Source organism: Acinetobacter sp. ANC 3813, from assembly GCF_002135435.1.
In the GTDB taxonomy this organism is placed as follows: Bacteria; Pseudomonadota; Gammaproteobacteria; order Pseudomonadales; family Moraxellaceae; genus Acinetobacter.
The window spans coordinates 38599-53871 of the sequence record NZ_NEGK01000006.1 but is presented as its reverse complement, the minus strand read 5'-3'; the positions used below and the strand labels follow the sequence as shown (position 1 = coordinate 53871).

Annotated in this window: 24 protein-coding genes and 2 pseudogenes; 25 read left to right on the top strand and 1 reads right to left on the bottom strand. The window is 43.9% G+C overall.

The features are described from left to right. From rpsC to B9T34_RS18740, 23 genes and pseudogenes are all read left to right on the top strand, one after another. A pseudogene (gene rpsC / locus B9T34_RS10310) lies at positions 1 to 817 on the top strand (30S ribosomal protein S3). Next, entirely contained in the window at positions 757 to 1170 is a 414-nt protein-coding gene (rplP, locus tag B9T34_RS10305; RefSeq protein ID WP_086213052.1) for a 50S ribosomal protein L16, read from the top strand. The pseudogene rpsC and the gene rplP overlap by 61 nt, the downstream one beginning before the upstream one ends. After that, complete coding sequence (rpmC, locus tag B9T34_RS10300) at positions 1170 to 1367, top strand: 50S ribosomal protein L29 (protein ID WP_004650482.1); 198 nt, start codon at positions 1170 to 1172, stop codon at positions 1365 to 1367. Before rplP ends, rpmC begins: the two co-directional genes overlap by 1 nt. Then, positions 1364 to 1621, top strand: coding sequence for a 30S ribosomal protein S17 (rpsQ, locus tag B9T34_RS10295; RefSeq protein WP_086213051.1), 258 nt, complete (start codon positions 1364 to 1366; stop codon positions 1619 to 1621). Before rpmC ends, rpsQ begins: the two co-directional genes overlap by 4 nt. 89 nt (positions 1622 to 1710) lie before the next feature. After that, complete coding sequence (gene rplN, locus B9T34_RS10290) at positions 1711 to 2079, top strand: 50S ribosomal protein L14 (RefSeq protein ID WP_004657680.1); 369 nt, start codon at positions 1711 to 1713, stop codon at positions 2077 to 2079. A 9-nt stretch (positions 2080 to 2088) separates the two neighbouring features. Further along, entirely contained in the window at positions 2089 to 2406 is a 318-nt protein-coding gene (rplX, locus tag B9T34_RS10285; RefSeq protein WP_086213050.1) for a 50S ribosomal protein L24, read from the top strand. 16 nt (positions 2407 to 2422) lie between these two features. After that, positions 2423 to 2959 (top strand): 50S ribosomal protein L5, encoded by a 537-nt coding sequence (gene rplE, locus B9T34_RS10280; protein ID WP_005012973.1) that lies wholly within the window; start codon positions 2423 to 2425, stop codon positions 2957 to 2959. Positions 2960 to 2968: 9 nt separating this feature from the next. After that, positions 2969 to 3274: a 30S ribosomal protein S14 gene (gene rpsN / locus B9T34_RS10275; RefSeq protein WP_086213049.1), complete on the top strand. Its 306-nt coding sequence runs from the start codon at positions 2969 to 2971 to the stop codon at positions 3272 to 3274. 12 nt (positions 3275 to 3286) lie between these two features. Then, positions 3287 to 3682: a 30S ribosomal protein S8 gene (gene rpsH / locus B9T34_RS10270; protein WP_078189273.1), complete on the top strand. Its 396-nt coding sequence runs from the start codon at positions 3287 to 3289 to the stop codon at positions 3680 to 3682. A 13-nt stretch (positions 3683 to 3695) separates the two neighbouring features. Then, on the top strand, positions 3696 to 4229 hold the full coding sequence (gene rplF / locus B9T34_RS10265; RefSeq protein ID WP_086213048.1) for a 50S ribosomal protein L6: 534 nt from the start codon (positions 3696 to 3698) through the stop codon (positions 4227 to 4229). A 14-nt stretch (positions 4230 to 4243) separates the two neighbouring features. Continuing rightward, on the top strand, positions 4244 to 4594 hold the full coding sequence (gene rplR, locus B9T34_RS10260) for a 50S ribosomal protein L18 (protein ID WP_005012963.1): 351 nt from the start codon (positions 4244 to 4246) through the stop codon (positions 4592 to 4594). Positions 4595 to 4596: 2 nt separating this feature from the next. Next, positions 4597 to 5094 carry a 30S ribosomal protein S5 gene (rpsE, locus tag B9T34_RS10255; RefSeq protein ID WP_005012962.1) on the top strand — a complete coding sequence of 166 codons (498 nt, stop codon included), beginning with the start codon at positions 4597 to 4599 and terminating at the stop codon, positions 5092 to 5094. A gap of 6 nt (positions 5095 to 5100) precedes the next feature. After that, positions 5101 to 5277 (top strand): 50S ribosomal protein L30, encoded by a 177-nt coding sequence (rpmD, locus tag B9T34_RS10250; RefSeq protein ID WP_004786899.1) that lies wholly within the window; start codon positions 5101 to 5103, stop codon positions 5275 to 5277. Positions 5278 to 5280: 3 nt separating this feature from the next. After that, positions 5281 to 5721: a 50S ribosomal protein L15 gene (rplO, locus tag B9T34_RS10245; protein WP_081406805.1), complete on the top strand. Its 441-nt coding sequence runs from the start codon at positions 5281 to 5283 to the stop codon at positions 5719 to 5721. A gap of 45 nt (positions 5722 to 5766) precedes the next feature. Further along, positions 5767 to 7086, top strand: a complete 1320-nt coding sequence (gene secY, locus B9T34_RS10240) for a preprotein translocase subunit SecY (RefSeq protein WP_171265189.1) — start codon at positions 5767 to 5769, stop codon at positions 7084 to 7086. 20 nt (positions 7087 to 7106) lie between these two features. Beyond that, a complete protein-coding gene (rpmJ, locus tag B9T34_RS10235) occupies positions 7107 to 7223 on the top strand; it encodes a 50S ribosomal protein L36 (protein WP_000867907.1) in 117 nt (38 codons plus the stop codon). Positions 7224 to 7330: 107 nt separating this feature from the next. Beyond that, positions 7331 to 7687 (top strand): 30S ribosomal protein S13, encoded by a 357-nt coding sequence (rpsM, locus tag B9T34_RS10230; RefSeq protein WP_086189595.1) that lies wholly within the window; start codon positions 7331 to 7333, stop codon positions 7685 to 7687. 19 nt (positions 7688 to 7706) lie between these two features. Continuing rightward, on the top strand, positions 7707 to 8093 hold the full coding sequence (gene rpsK / locus B9T34_RS10225) for a 30S ribosomal protein S11 (protein ID WP_001040166.1): 387 nt from the start codon (positions 7707 to 7709) through the stop codon (positions 8091 to 8093). Between the two features lie 12 nt (positions 8094 to 8105). Further along, complete coding sequence (rpsD, locus tag B9T34_RS10220; protein ID WP_086213046.1) at positions 8106 to 8732, top strand: 30S ribosomal protein S4; 627 nt, start codon at positions 8106 to 8108, stop codon at positions 8730 to 8732. 17 nt (positions 8733 to 8749) lie between these two features. Continuing rightward, on the top strand, positions 8750 to 9757 hold the full coding sequence (locus B9T34_RS10215) for a DNA-directed RNA polymerase subunit alpha (RefSeq protein WP_086213045.1): 1008 nt from the start codon (positions 8750 to 8752) through the stop codon (positions 9755 to 9757). 18 nt (positions 9758 to 9775) lie between these two features. After that, positions 9776 to 10141, top strand: coding sequence for a 50S ribosomal protein L17 (rplQ, locus tag B9T34_RS10210; protein WP_005012953.1), 366 nt, complete (start codon positions 9776 to 9778; stop codon positions 10139 to 10141). A gap of 199 nt (positions 10142 to 10340) precedes the next feature. Further along, complete coding sequence (locus B9T34_RS10205) at positions 10341 to 11831, top strand: flavin-containing monooxygenase (protein ID WP_086213044.1); 1491 nt, start codon at positions 10341 to 10343, stop codon at positions 11829 to 11831. A 138-nt stretch (positions 11832 to 11969) separates the two neighbouring features. Continuing rightward, positions 11970 to 12755, top strand: a pseudogene (locus tag B9T34_RS18740) (alpha/beta fold hydrolase). Positions 12756 to 12810: 55 nt separating this feature from the next. Here B9T34_RS18740 and B9T34_RS10195 read toward each other — a convergent pair. Further along, positions 12811 to 13983, bottom strand: a complete 1173-nt coding sequence (locus B9T34_RS10195; protein ID WP_086213043.1) for an acyl-CoA dehydrogenase family protein — start codon at positions 13981 to 13983, stop codon at positions 12811 to 12813. A gap of 186 nt (positions 13984 to 14169) precedes the next feature. Between B9T34_RS10195 and B9T34_RS10190 the strand changes: the two genes are divergently transcribed. Next, on the top strand, positions 14170 to 14427 hold the full coding sequence (locus B9T34_RS10190) for a succinate dehydrogenase assembly factor 2 (protein WP_086213042.1): 258 nt from the start codon (positions 14170 to 14172) through the stop codon (positions 14425 to 14427). Next, a complete protein-coding gene (locus B9T34_RS10185; RefSeq protein ID WP_086213041.1) occupies positions 14420 to 14803 on the top strand; it encodes a protein YgfX in 384 nt (127 codons plus the stop codon). Before B9T34_RS10190 ends, B9T34_RS10185 begins: the two co-directional genes overlap by 8 nt. Positions 14804 to 15273: the final 470 nt, after the last annotated feature.

Genomic DNA, 15273 nt, shown 5'->3' with positions numbered 1-15273 from the left:
ATGGGTCAGAAGGTTCATCCAATCGGTATCCGCCTTGGTGTTGTAAAACGTCATAACGCCAACTGGTATGCGAGTCCGAAACAATACGCTGAATACTTGCTTAAAGATTTGCAAGTTCGTGAGTTTTTAACTAAAAAACTTAAGAACGCAATGATCAGCAATATTCTTATCGAACGTCCTACTGGCGCTGCTAAAATTACAATTAGCACTGCTCGTCCTGGTATCGTTATCGGTAAAAAAGGCGAAGACATTGAGAAATTACAACGCGAATTAACAGCCATTATGGGTGTCCCTGCGCAAGTTAGCATCAATGAAATTGATCGCCCTGACTTGGACGCTCGTCTAGTTGCTGAGGCTATTGCTTCTCAATTGGAAAAACGCGTTATGTTCCGTCGCGCTATGAAGCGTGCGGTACAAAACTCTATGCGTGCTGGTGCAAAAGGTATTAAAGTTGAAGTTTCAGGCCGTCTTGGCGGTGCTGAGATTGCTCGTACTGAGTGGTATCGTGAAGGCCGTGTGCCTCTTCATACGCTTCGTGCTGATATCGACTATGCTACTATGCGTGCTGAAACTACTTACGGTACGATCGGTGTTAAAGTTTGGGTATTCCGTGGCGAGATACTAGGTGGCATGAAACAAGTCATGAACCCTGCTCCTGCTGAAGAACGTCCAGCTAAACGCGGTCGCGGTCGTGGTGAAGGTCAAGAGCGTCGTGGTCGTCGCAATGATCGTTCTGCTGAAAAAGGAGAATAATCCATGTTGCAACCTAAGCGTACTAAATTCCGTAAAGTGCAAAAAGGCCGTAACACTGGCCTAGCGCATCGCGGCAGCTCAGTATCTTTCGGTACTATTGCTCTTAAATCACTTGAGCGCGGTCAAATGACAGCGCGTCAAATTGAAGCAGCGCGTCGTACAATCAGCCGTCGTATTAAACGTGGTGGTAAGATCTTTATCCGTGTTTTCCCAGACAAGCCAATTACTGCTAAACCATTAGAAGTTCGTATGGGTAAAGGTAAAGGTTCTGTGGAATACTGGGTTTGCCAAATCAAACCAGGTAAAGTCTTGTACGAAATTGATGGTGTTAACGAAGAATTGGCTCGTGAAGCGTTTACGCTTGCAGCTGCTAAACTTCCGTTTAAAACCACTATCGTGACTCGGACGGTAATGTAATGAAAACTAAAGATCTACGTGAAAAGTCGGTAGAAGAGTTGACAGCTTTGCTTGATGAGCAACAGCTAAACCAATTCCGTCTTCGTATGGCGAAAGCAACTGGTCAATTGGGTAAATCGCACGAAGTTGCGCTTACTCGCAAAACTATTGCTCGTATTAAGACCCTCCTTACCGAAAAACAGGGGAACGGACAATGAGTGAAAATACAGTCCGCACGTTAACCGGCAAAGTAGTAAGCGACAAAATGGACAAGTCTATTGTTGTGCTTATCGAACGCCGAGTTCAACACCCGTTGTATGGCAAATTAATCCGCCGTTCAACTAAATTACACGCTCATGATGAGAACAACACAGCTAAAACTGGCGATGTTGTAACTATCAAAGAAAGCCGCCCAATTTCTAAAACTAAGTCTTGGACATTAGTTGAAGTTGTTGAAGCAGCTGCTGAGTAATTAAACGTTCTTGCATCATCGGTTAATTTCGAGTACTCTTTGAGCCTTTCGAAATTGCGACCGGTGATGCTCGGTTTTGGAGTAGGGCAATGATTCAAACCGAAAGTATGCTCGACGTAGCAGACAACAGTGGTGCCCGCCGCGTACAATGTATTAAAGTACTTGGTGGCTCACATCGTCGTTATGCTTCTGTTGGCGACATTATTAAAGTTACTGTAAAAGAAGCTATTCCACGCGCACGTGTTAAAAAAGGTGACGTGATGAATGCTGTTGTTGTACGTACAAAGTTCGGCATCCGTCGTCCAGATGGTTCTGTTATCCGTTTCGACGATAACGCAGCTGTTATTTTGAACAACAACAAAGCGCCGATTGCAACTCGTATTTTCGGACCTGTGACTCGTGAACTTCGTACTGAACAGTTCATGAAAATTATTTCACTGGCTCCTGAAGTTCTATAAGAGGCGATCATGGCTAAGATTAAAAAGGGCGATCAAGTAATTGTGATCGCAGGTAAAGAAAAAGGCAAACAAGGTACTGTTTTGTCTGTTTCTAATGACCGAGTTCTTGTTGAAGGCTTGAACTTAGTTAAGAAGCATCAAAAGCCGAACCGTGCAACAGGTGCTGAAGGCGCTGTAGTTACACAAGAAGCTTCGCTTCACATCTCAAACGTGGCAATTTTTAATGCTGCAACCCAAAAGGCTGACCGTGTTGGTTACCAGACGATTGAAGGCGTGAAAACTCGCGTTTACAAATCAAATGGTGAATCAGTGGCGGTAGCGAAGTAATAGGTTGAAATAGGCAATGGCCAGACTTAAAACACGTTACAACGACGAACTAAAAGCTCAGTTACAAGAGACTTTAGCCGTTAAAAATGTGATGGAGATTCCTCGCATCACTAAAATCACGATCAACATGGGTGTTGGCGCAGCTTCTGCTGACAAAAAACTCCTTGATGGTGCTCTTGCTGATATGCAAGCGATTGCTGGTCAAAAACCAGTTCTTACATTAGCTCGCAAATCTATCGCTGGTTTTAAAATCCGTGATGGTTGGCCGATCGGCTGTAAAGTTACTTTACGTGGCGAACGTATGTATGAATTCTTAGATCGTTTGATCTCTATTGCGATCCCACGTATTCGTGACTTCCGCGGTTTTTCTGCGAAATCATTTGATGGCCGTGGTAACTACTCAATGGGTTTGAAGGAACAGATCATGTTCCCTGAAATCGATTTTGATAAGATTGATCGTATTCGTGGTATGGATATTACCATTACTACGACTGCTCGCACCGATGACGAAGGCCGTGCGCTTATGCGTGCATTCGGCTTCCCGTTCAAATAAGAGGTCGATATGGCTAAGAAAGGCATGATTAATCGCGAATTGAAACGCGAAAAAACTGTTGCTAAATACGCTGCAAAACGTGCTGAATTAAAAGCAACGATTGCAAATGTAAATGCATCAGACGAAGAACGTTTCGAAGCGATGATGAAATTTCAAGCATTACCGCGTAATGCATCTCCAGTACGTCTGCGTAACCGTTGCGGTCTAACTGGTCGTCCACATGGTTACTTCCGTAAGTTCGGCCTAAGCCGTAACAAATTACGTGAAACAGTAATGCAAGGTGATGTACCGGGCGTTGTTAAGGCAAGCTGGTAAGGAGCGCTATAGATGAGTATGCAAGATACCGTTGCCGACATGCTAACACGTGTTCGTAACGCACAAATGGCAAAGAAACAAACAGTTTCTATGCCTAATTCTAAGTTGAAGGTTGCTATTGCAAACGTTCTTCAACAAGAAGGTTATATCGCTGATGTAGCTGTTGCTGACAATGAAGGCAAAGCGACTTTAACGATTACTTTAAAATATTTCGAAGGCAAGCCAGTAATCGATACCGTTAAACGCGTTAGCCGTCCAGGCCTTCGCCAATACCGCGGTAAAGATGCACTTCCTAGCGTTAAGCAAGGTTTGGGTATTGCAATTGTTTCTACAAGCAAAGGCATCATGACTGATCGCGCTGCACGTGCTGCAGGTATCGGTGGTGAAGTTATTGCTTTTGTTTCTTAATAGGTGATTCCTCATGTCTCGTGTGGCTAAAGCCCCAGTAACTGTACCTAATGGTGTAACAGTTACTCAGAACGGCCGGCAGGTCGAAGTGAAAGGCAGTAAAGGTACTTTGTCTTTCAACCTGCATGCGCTGGTCGAGCTAAAACAGGAAGAAGGTAATCTTCAAATTGCTCCTGTAAAAGAATCTCGCGATTCTTGGATGCAAGCTGGTACTGCTCGCGCTGTTCTTAACAACCTTGTGAAAGGTGTTAGTGAAGGTTTCGAACGTAAGTTGCAACTGATTGGTGTTGGTTATAAAGCTGCGGTTAAAGGTAACATTGTTAACCTTAACCTTGGTTTTTCACATCCAATTGACTACAACCTTCCTGAAGGTGTAACTGCTGAAACTCCAACTGCAACTGAAATTGTACTTAAATCAGCTGATAAAGCTAAATTAGGTCAAGTTGCTGCAGAAATCCGTGGTTACCGTCCGCCAGAGCCGTATAAAGGCAAAGGTGTTCGTTATTCTGACGAAGTTGTACTTCGTAAAGAAGCTAAGAAGAAATAAGGCGCGAGGTTCTTATGAACGAAAAGAAACAAACCCGTTTGCGTCGTGCGAAAAGCACACGCTTGCACATCCGTGCATTGGGTGCGACTCGTTTGTGTGTAAACCGCACTCCGCGTCACATCTATGCTCAAGTTATTTCAGCAGATGGTGGCAAAGTATTAGCGCAAGCTTCTACTTTAGACGCTACTCTACGTGCTGGTACAACTGGTAATGTTGAAGCAGCTCAAAAAGTAGGTGCTTTAATCGCAGAACGTGCTAAAGCAGCTGGCGTTACTAAAGTTGCATTTGACCGTTCTGGTTTTAAATATCATGGTCGTATCAAAGCCTTGGCTGATGCTGCTCGTGAAAACGGCTTGGAGTTCTAATCATGGCTAAAGTTGAACAAAACGAAGGTCTTGTTGAAAAGCTGGTTGCCGTTGATCGTGTAGCCAAAGTTGTTAAGGGTGGTCGTATCTTCTCTTTCACAGCATTGACTGTTGTGGGTGACGGTAATGGTCGCGTAGGTTTTGGTCGCGGTAAAGCGCGTGAAGTTCCAGCTGCTATTTCTAAAGCGCTTGAAGCTGCTCGTCGCAACATGATTACTGTTGATCTTGTTGACGGTACTGTTCAGCATCCTATCAATGCTCGTCACGGTGCTAGCCGTGTTTACATGCAGCCTGCTTCTGAAGGTACTGGTGTAATCGCTGGTGGCGCTATGCGTGCAGTTTTAGAAGCTGTTGGCGTGCGTAACGTGTTGACAAAATGTTATGGTTCTACAAACGCTGCGAACGTTGTAAACGCGACTTTTAACGGTCTGCGCGATATGACTTCTCCAGAGAAAGTTGCTGCTAAACGCGGTCTTTCTGTAGAACAAATTCAAGGGTAATCAATCATGAAAACGATTAAAGTTACCCAGACTAAATCTGCATCGCACCGCTTGAAAAATCACAAGCTTAGCCTTAAAGGTTTAGGTCTGCGTCGTATTGGTCATACTGTAGAAGTTCAAGATACACCTTCTAACCGCGGTATGATCAACCAAGTCTACTATATGGTTAGTGTAGAGGAATAAGCCATGACTCTGCGTTTAAATACAATTGCGCCAGCAGAAGGCGCTAAGCGTGACAACCTTCGTCTAGGCCGTGGTATCGGTTCTGGCGTTGGTAAGACTGGTGGCCGTGGTGTCAAAGGTCAAAACTCACGTAAGAGCGGTGGTACACGTCCTGGTTTCGAAGGCGGTCAAACTGCGCTATATCGCCGTTTGCCTAAATTCGGTTTCACTAGCCAGTTGGCTTTGAAAACTGCTGAAGTACGTTTATCAGAACTTGCTAAAGTTGAAGGTGATATTGTTTCACTTGAAACTTTAAAAGCTGCTAACGTTGTACGTAAAGATATGTTGCGTGCGCGTATCGTACTTTCTGGTGAAATTACTCGTGCTTTCACTGTTCAAGGTGTTGCATTGACTAAAGGCGCTAAAGCTGCTGTTGAAGCTGCTGGCGGTAAAGTCGAGGAGTAATCCCCAGTGTCTATGACTCCTAGTTCTACAGGTCATGTTAATATGATGAAAGGCCAGCCATTTCATGTGAAATACCGTGAAATAATTCGCCGAATGATGTTTCTCATTGGTGCATTGCTGGTTTTTCGGCTAGGAGCGCATATTCCGGTACCGGGCATTAATAATGCGGCCCTTGAAAACTTGTTTAATGCAAACCAAGGTACAATCCTTGGTTTGTTTAACATGTTTTCCGGCGGTGCATTAGAGCGCATGTCGATTCTTGCACTCGGGATCATGCCGTATATTTCAGCGTCTATTATTGTACAGCTGATGTCTACAGTTGTTCCTTCACTCGAAGCTTTGAAAAAAGAGGGTGAGCAAGGCAAGCGCAAAATTAATCAGTATACGCGTCAAGGTACACTGTTTCTTGCATTGGTGCAGGCAGTAGGGATGTGTGCAGGCCTTATCAGTCAGGGGATTACTCTGAGTTCTGGTCTGGCTTTTTACGTTCCGGCTGTTACTTCACTGGTTGCAGGTACGATGTTTCTGATGTGGCTGGGTGAGCAAATTACTGAGCGCGGAGTGGGTAATGGTATTTCCATGATCATCTTTGCCGGTATTGTTGCTGGTTTGCCGAACTTGGTTCTGCAATCTTTATCATCTACAGATAATGGCCAAACAAGCTTAATCGGCTTGGCAATCTTTGGCTTATTATCTTTAGCTGTTTTGGCTGCCATTGTATTTATTGAGAAAGCGCAGCGTCGTATTCCAGTAAATTATGCGCAAAAACAGCAAGGCCGCCGCGTGTTTTCAGCTCAGCAGTCACATTTGCCATTAAAAATTAATATGGCGGGTGTAATTCCGGCAATTTTTGCCAGCTCATTGCTTTTGTTCCCTGCGAGCTTAGGTCAATGGGTGGGAAGCGCTGATCCGAATGCTGGTTTTATTAAGCGTGGCCTGCAAGATTTGGCACTCGTATTGTCACCTGGTCAGCCTTTATATTTGGTGCTGTTCGGTGCGTTGATTATTTTCTTCTGTTATTTCTATACTGCGCTGGTTTTCAGCCCGAAAGAAGTATCAGAAAATCTTAAACGCAGCGGAGCATATGTGCCAGGTATTCGTCCAGGAGAGCAAACTGCTCGTTACTTAGATCATATTCTCAATCGTTTGACGTTTATCGGCGCGATTTATATCACAATCATCTGTTTAATGCCGATGATTCTGCAAAGCTCGTTTGGGATTCCATTCAGCTTGGGCGGAACATCTTTACTGATCGTTGTGGTAGTTGTAATGGACTTTATGGCTCAGCTTCAAGCCCATTTGACTTCGCATCAATATGACAATCAATCATTAATGAGAAAAACGACTGCTCATCCTAAGGGATAAGCGCACTTAGAGGTTTCATCATGAAAGTACAAGCTTCTGTAAAGAAAATTTGTGGTAGCTGTAAAGTTATCCGTCGTAATGGGGTTATTCGCGTAATTTGCAGCGCAGAACCTCGTCATAAGCAGCGTCAAGGTTAATCTGATCAAGACCTGTTGATTTCAGTAGGCTAATTAGGTTATTATCCGCCCCTCAAGATTTTTGTGGGGCGGTTGATTGTCTTAACTGCCTTTTTGGAGAAAATTGAATGGCTCGTATTGCCGGTGTAAACATTCCGGATAACAAGCATGCTGTTATCTCTCTCACGTACATCTTTGGTGTTGGCCGCCACACTGCTAAGAATATCTTAGCTGCTGTAGGTATCGCTACTACTACTAAGATCCGTGAACTAGATGACGCTCAGCTTGATGCGATTCGTGCAGAAGTTGCTAAGGTTCCTACCGAAGGTGACTTACGTCGCGAAATTTCCATGAACATTAAACGTTTAATGGATTTAGGCTGCTACCGCGGTCTTCGTCATCGTCGCAGCTTGCCTGTCCGCGGTCAACGCACCAAAACTAACGCACGTACCCGTAAAGGTCCGCGCAAACCAATTAAGAAATAAGATTTCTGGAAGCTAAAAGATGGCTAAAGATACTCGCACACGCAAGAAGGTCACTCGTACCGTCTCTGAAGGTGTTGCACACATTCACGCTTCTTTTAATAACACCATTGTGACTATTACCGATCGTCAAGGTAATGCACTGGCTTGGGCTACCTCTGGTGGACAAGGCTTCCGTGGATCACGTAAATCAACTCCGTTTGCTGCTCAGGTAGCTGCTGAAGTTGCTGGTAAAGCTGCTTTAGACTACGGTTTGAAAAACTTGGACGTCCTTGTAAAAGGTCCTGGTCCAGGTCGTGAATCTGCGGTTCGTGCTTTAGGTGCAGTGGGTTATAAAATTAACAGCATTACCGATGTGACGCCAATCCCGCACAACGGTTGCCGTCCACCTAAAAAACGTCGCGTGTAAGGAGAAACATTCATGGCTCGTTATATTGGTCCAAAATGCAAACTCTCTCGCCGCGAAGGGACAGACCTGCAATTAAAATCTGGCGTTAAACCATTTGACGTCAAAACTAAAAAAGCTGCTAAAGCTCCTGGCCAACACGGCGGAGCTCGTGGTGGTAAACAATCTGAGTATTCACTACAATTACGTGAAAAACAAAAAGTACGTCGTATGTACGGTGTTTTAGAACGTCAATTTAGTAACTACTATAAAGAAGCTGCTCGTGTTAAAGGCGCAACTGGTGAGAACCTGTTGAAATTGCTTGAAAGCCGCCTAGATAACGTTGTTTATCGCATGGGTTTTGGTTCTACACGTGCAGAAGCTCGTCAGCTTGTATCTCACCGTTCTATCACTTTAAATGGCCGTCGCGTTAACATCGCGTCTATCCAAGTTAAAGCTGGTGACGTGATTGCAGTTCACGAAGGCGCTAAACAACAATTGCGTATCAAAAACGCTATTGAATTAGCTGCTCAACGTGGGATTCCTTCTTGGATGGAAATTGACCATTCTAAATTGGAAGGTACATTTAAAGCTGCACCAGATCGTTCTGATTTACCTGCTGAAATCAACGAAAGCTTGATTGTAGAATTGTATTCTAAATAATCCTTGAGGTAGCAATAATGACGCGTACTGCAAATGAGTTTCTAACACCGCAAGCGATTAAAGTCGAAGCGGCAAGCGGGACCTCGGCAAAAGTTATTCTAGAACCTTTAGAGCGTGGCTTTGGTCATACTCTAGGTAATGCTTTACGTCGCATCCTACTTTCTTCTTTACCTGGCGCTGCCGTGGTTGAAGTTGAAATTGAAGGTGTCGAGCACGAGTACAGTACTTTGGAAGGCTTGCAGCAGGACATCGTCGAGCTCTTGCTGAACCTGAAAGGATTGTCTATTAAGCTGTTCGATCAAAATGAAGCTTATTTGACATTGGAAAAACAAGGTCCTGGCGATGTAACTGCCGCTGACCTTCGTTTACCGCATAATGTTGAAGTGGTTAACCCTGAACATGTGATCGGCACGTTAAGTGCTTCAGGCAATCTTAAGATGCGCCTGAAAGTTGCTCAAGGCCGCGGCTATGAGACTTCTGACTCACGCTTCCCAGAGGGCGAAACTCGCCCAGTGGGCCGCCTGCAGTTGGATGCGTCTTACAGCCCAATCAAACGCGTTTCTTACACAGTTGAAAATGCTCGTGTTGAACAGCGTACTGACCTTGACAAATTGGTCATTGATCTTGAAACAAACGGTACTGTAGATCCTGAAGAAGCGATCCGCAAAGCTGCTACTATTTTGCAGCAGCAAATTGCGATCTTCGTTGACCTTCAGAAAGATCAAGCGCCAGTTGCTCAAGAACCTCGTGAAGAAGTTGACCCAATCTTGCTTCGTCCAGTAGATGATCTAGAGCTTACTGTTCGTTCTGCTAACTGTTTGAAAGCAGAAAATATTTACTACATTGGCGATCTTGTTCAGCGTACTGAAGTTGAGTTGTTAAAAACTCCTAACCTAGGTAAAAAATCGTTGACTGAGATTAAAGATGTTCTAGCTTCGAAGGGCTTGCAGCTCGGCATGCGTTTAGAGAACTGGCCACCAGCTAGTTTACGCATGGACGACCGCTTTGCCTACCGCAGCCGTTAATTAAGTAGGACTATCACCATGCGTCATCGTAATAGTGGTGTGAAATTAGGCCGTACAAGCAGTCATCGTAAAGCGATGTTCCAAAACATGGCTAACTCTTTGTTCGAGCACGAGTTGATTAAAACAACTGTGCCTAAAGCAAAAGAGTTGCGTCGTGTAGCTGAGCCTTTAATCACTTTAGCTAAAGTCGATTCTGTAGCAAACCGCCGTTTAGCGTTTGCTCGTACTCGTTCAGCAGCAACTGTCGGTAAATTATTTACCGTTCTTGGCCCTCGTTACAAAGAACGTAACGGCGGTTATCTACGTGTTCTTAAAGCGGGCTTCCGTGCAGGTGATGCTGCGCCGATGGCTTACGTTGAGCTTGTAGATCGCGAAGTTAACTAATTTCGCTCAAGAATGACATTTGTTGTTCTAAAAGGCTGGTTGAAAAACCAGCCTTTTTTAATGCCTGATTGTTAGACAATTTAAGAAATTGTCCTCAGATGACAAGAATTTTGATCTGATTAATGCAAACTTGACATTGTGTATTGTCAAATTTGTGTTTTAATAATTTCATGAATTTGAAGCAGGTTAAAAGAACAACATGGAAAAGAACGTTGATATTCTTATTGTAGGCGCCGGCATATCGGGTATTGGTATTGCGGCTCATCTTTCTAAAAATTGTCCGCAAAGATCTTTTGAGATTATTGAACGCCGCGAAAGTTTTGGCGGGACTTGGGATTTATTTAAATATCCGGGTATCCGTTCTGATTCGGATATGTCGACTTTTGGCTTTAACTTTAAGCCTTGGCAAAAAGCCAGCGTATTGGCTGACGGTGCATCTATTAAAGGCTATTTAGCTGAGGTGGTCGATGAGTTCCAGCTTAAGAGTAAAATTCATTTTCAGCATCGTGTACTTTCAGCAAATTATGATTCTAAAAGCCGTAAATGGCAGGTTGTCATCGAGAACAGCAGACAAGAACAAGAAACATGGCTAGCGAATTTCGTTGTGGGCTGTACTGGCTATTATAATTATGATCAAGGTTTCCAGCCTGAATTTTCAAATCAGTCAGAATTTAAGGGTCAATTTATTCACCCTCAGCATTGGCCTGAAAATTTAGACTACAGCGGCAAGAAAGTAGTCATTATTGGCAGTGGCGCAACGGCGATTACTCTGGTGCCCGCATTAGCTAAGGGCGGGGCAGGGCATGTGACCATGCTGCAGCGTTCGCCAACCTACATTGCATCGATTCCATCTGTAGATATGATTTACGATAAGATGCGTAAAGTGCTTCCTGAAGATGTTGCTTATAAATTAACGCGTGCACGCAACATTGGTGTACAGCGCGCGGTTTATGCTGTGGCGCAAAAACAGCCGAAATTGCTGCGTAAATTTCTGCTTAAATCCATAGAAATGCAGCTGAAAGGTAAAGTGGATATGAAGCATTTTACGCCTAGCTACAATCCATGGGATCAGCGTCTTTGTGTAGTGCCAGATGGCGATTTATTTAAGATTCTGCGTGAAGGCCGCGCCAGTGTTGAAACAGATCAAATTGAACGTTTTACTGAAAATGGAATTCAGCTGAAATCAGGCAAGCATTTAGAAGCAGATATTATTGTCTCTGCAACAGGTCTGAATATTCAAATTCTTGGCGGCATTCAAGGTACGGTAGATGGTAAGCCATTAAATACTTCCAAGCATATGCTGTATCAAGGCATTATGGTGAGTGATGTTCCAAATATGGCAATGATTATTGGCTACATCAATGCATCTTGGACGCTCAAAGTGGATATTGCTTCAGAATATATTTGCCGCTTGCTGAACCATATGGATGCAAATCAATATGATGAAGTGCTTGCTGAAGGTGATGCGACACAAATTGAGCAAGACACGGTAATGGGCAGCTTAAGTTCAGGCTATATTGCACGTGCTGCCGATGTTATGCCAAAGCAGGGCAGAAGCGGTCCTTGGCATGTAACCAATAACTATTTGGCTGACCGTAAAAATCTGAAAAAGGCCAGTTTTGAGGATGCAATTTTGAAATTCAAAAAAAAGTCTTCTAAGGCTGCTGCTAAGCCTCGACTAGCGTCTTAATCTTGATTCTTTTTTAAGGGAGCTTCGGCTCCCTTTTTTATTTATAGAATTAAAATATATGACCCTGCAGGTCAGGTATTTATGCTTCGAATTTGTCAGAATGTTTGTGCTATTGAACATCGCTTTGATTAGGGAAATATGATGACATTAAGGATTGAGTCTTCTGTGTTGCATACAGCTTATGGCGATATTTATTTAAAATCTTGGATTCTGCCGCATGCTGAGCAGGCGCCCATCATTTTGCTGCATGATTCATTAGGCAGTGTGGATTTGTGGCGGGATTTCCCAGAACAGCTGGCGCAGGCAACGGGCCGTACTGTTCACGCATATGACCGTGCTGGTTTTGGCCAATCTTCTGCGTTGACTTAGCTGCCATCTTTGGATTTCATTGCGCAAGAGTCTCAAACCGTGTTTGCGGCTGTGTTTGAATTATTGGCGATCGATCAATTTATTGTTATGGGGCATAGTGTGGGTGGCGGCATGTCTGCTTGTATCGCAGCGGATTATGCAACATGTAAAGGGCTGGTGACTATTTCGGCGCAGTCTATGCTGGAAGATCTCACTGTGCTGGGGATACGCGAGGCGAAAGAAGCGTTTAAAGCACCCGGTCAATTGGCGCGTTTAGAGAAATATCATGGGGCTAAAGCGCAGTGGGTACTCGATGCTTGGACTGAAACGTGGTGCGATTCTCAATTTGCAGCATGGAATCTCAGCGAGCAGCTATCTCGTGTTAAATGTCCGAATTTAGTCTTGCATGGTGAGCTGGATGAATATGCAACGGAATCGCAAGCACGGGCTTTTTCTGAGCAAACACATGGCAAATCTGAACTGCATATTTTGGCTGGATTGCACCACATGCCGCATAAAGAAAATCCTGAATTGGTTCTTCAGCACATTGCTGAGTTTTTAGCACATCTGCGATAATTGTGATGTAAAAAAAGCCTTCGAATGAAGGCTTTTAGAATTTAAAGCGGCAGTTTTATAAACTTCGAGAAATCAGTTCTTTCATAATTTCATTGGTGCCGGCATAAATACGGTTTGCACGGTTATCGATATAAGCACGGGCAATAGGGTATTCCAGCATATAGCCATAACCGCCATGCAGCTGAAGGCATTCATCGACCACTTTTGAAAACATGTCTGAAATTTTATACTTGGCTGCGGCGGCGGCATCAATGCCCAAACTGTCACTCAGCTGCAGCTCCATACAGCGGTCAAGGTAGCAGCGGCAGAAATCAATTTCTGTGCGCAGTTCCGCCAGCTTGAAGCGGGTATTTTGAAAACTGGCTACACTTTTACCAAAAGCCTTGCGGTCTTTGGTGTATTGCACGGTATGCGCAAAAGCGGCTTCTGCACCCGCTTGGCAGATAATGGCGACCAGCATGCGCTCCCAAGCCAGCTCTTTCATCAGCATCATAAAGCCCATACCTTCCATGCCCAAAAGATTTTCTTTCGGAACACGGACATTGTCGAAAAATAATTCGCAGGTATCTTGGCCTTTCATGCCAATTTTATTCAGCGGTTTCCCTTTGCTAAACCCTGCACGGTCAGCCTCTACAATGATCAGGGATAAATTCGCAGAGCCTTTTTCATTATTGCCTGTTTTACAGACCACAATCGCCATATCGCATAGATAGCCATTGGTAATGAAAATTTTAGAGCCGTTAATCACATAATCATCACCCTCTAACACAGCAGTGGTGCGCACAGCTTGCAGGTCGGAGCCTGTACCTGGTTCGGTCATGGCAATGGCGGTGACCGCTTCGCCGGATGCCATTTTGGGCAGCCAATGCTGTTTTTGCTGTTCATTGCCAAAGTTGTTGATGTAATTTGCGACAATATCTGAATGCAGAGAAAAACCGGTTGCTGAGTCCATGGCATAGGCTTGTTCTTCAATCAGAATCATGCTGTATAAGCGGTCTACCCCATAGCCGCCATAGGCTTCAGGCATGGTGCTGCAAAGTAAGCCCAATTCTCCAGCCTTATTCCATAAATTACGGTCTACATGCTGCTGTGTTTCATATTTCGCAATATTGGGTACGACTTCTTTTTCATAAAATTTGCGTACAGTTTCGCGGAATGCGTCATGTTCCTGATTAAATAATTTACGCGGCAGCATATTGGGAATAGGGCGAATCGCGCCTGACTGCATGGTGATCTTCCTTGGTTATTATAGATATATTGTTAAATTATAAGATGTTCAAGAACGCAGCAATGAGCTGAACGTTCAAAACGCGCAGAATTGCTGAAGGATTTCGCCAATTTGCCTTATAGAGGCTAACAATGCAGGCTCAGGATCGGGTAAAATGTGTGAGATTTAAAATAATTGGGGTATGCAATGAGTGACGAAATCACTTTAGAAGAACGCAAGGTGGTCTATCGCGCACGCCGCGGTTTAAAAGAAATTGATGTATATTTTGATCCCTATGTAAAAAATTATTATTTACAGGCAGATGCTGCTGAAAAACAAATGTTTGCAGAGCTGGTAGAGCAGGAAGATCCTGATCTGCTGGATTGGTTTATGGAAGTTAGCGAACCGCCGCGTCCTGAATTAAAGACTTTTATCCAGAAGTTAAAGCACTACGTACATGGATAAGAGCAGTTTTCAGCTAAAGCACAGTTATTTAGCATTAATGTTCCATTTATGTGTATTTGCTGTGCTGATGGCAGTCTTGTATGCGCTGCTGCCTTTAGCGCTTTGGGGTGTTTTCTTCTGTTTGGGCTGTATCATCTATGCGCTGTTTTATCGAAAAAAACCGCAGATCAGCAGTTTGGATTATTTAGACGGCAAAGAATGGACGCTGTCTGCATCGGGCGCAAAGCACCGAGTGCAAATCAGCCACATCATTGATCATCAGGCGTATATTGTGGTGTATTTCCAGCATGCGCGGACCAAGCCGATCATTGTCTGGTGCGATCAAATGCCGTTCCGGCAATGGAAATCGTTTAAAGTGTTGGCAAAAATGATCTGATTGTCTAACACTTCAAATAAAAGTAAAATTATAAAAATAATAATAAACAAATGGATAGGGTGTATTACTAAATCCTTTGTCAGACAAAAATCATTATTATTGGCAAAAAGTATCGATTGTTAGACAATATTTAAGCAGCGGATAAAATCTTTTCGGTACATTAACTCTACCAACAGCAAGCGGAGATCGAGATGGATTACCCAACTTGGATGTTTCTGGTAGCAGCAATCATTTTAGCGATTGTTGTAGGACGGCTAGGAACAGTGCTGAAGGAAAAAATTGCACAGAATCACTAAGTGTTTGCACACTTACCCAGTTAATAAGCAGCATGTGCCGAACCGTCGCAATGCTGCTTTTTTTTGCCCAAAATTTGGCAATTCCTCAAATACAGTCAATTTCACCTGTTCAAATACATGGCAAAGTTCAGACTGAAAATAGAGTAAATGCTCTTTAATTCAGAAATTGCTTCT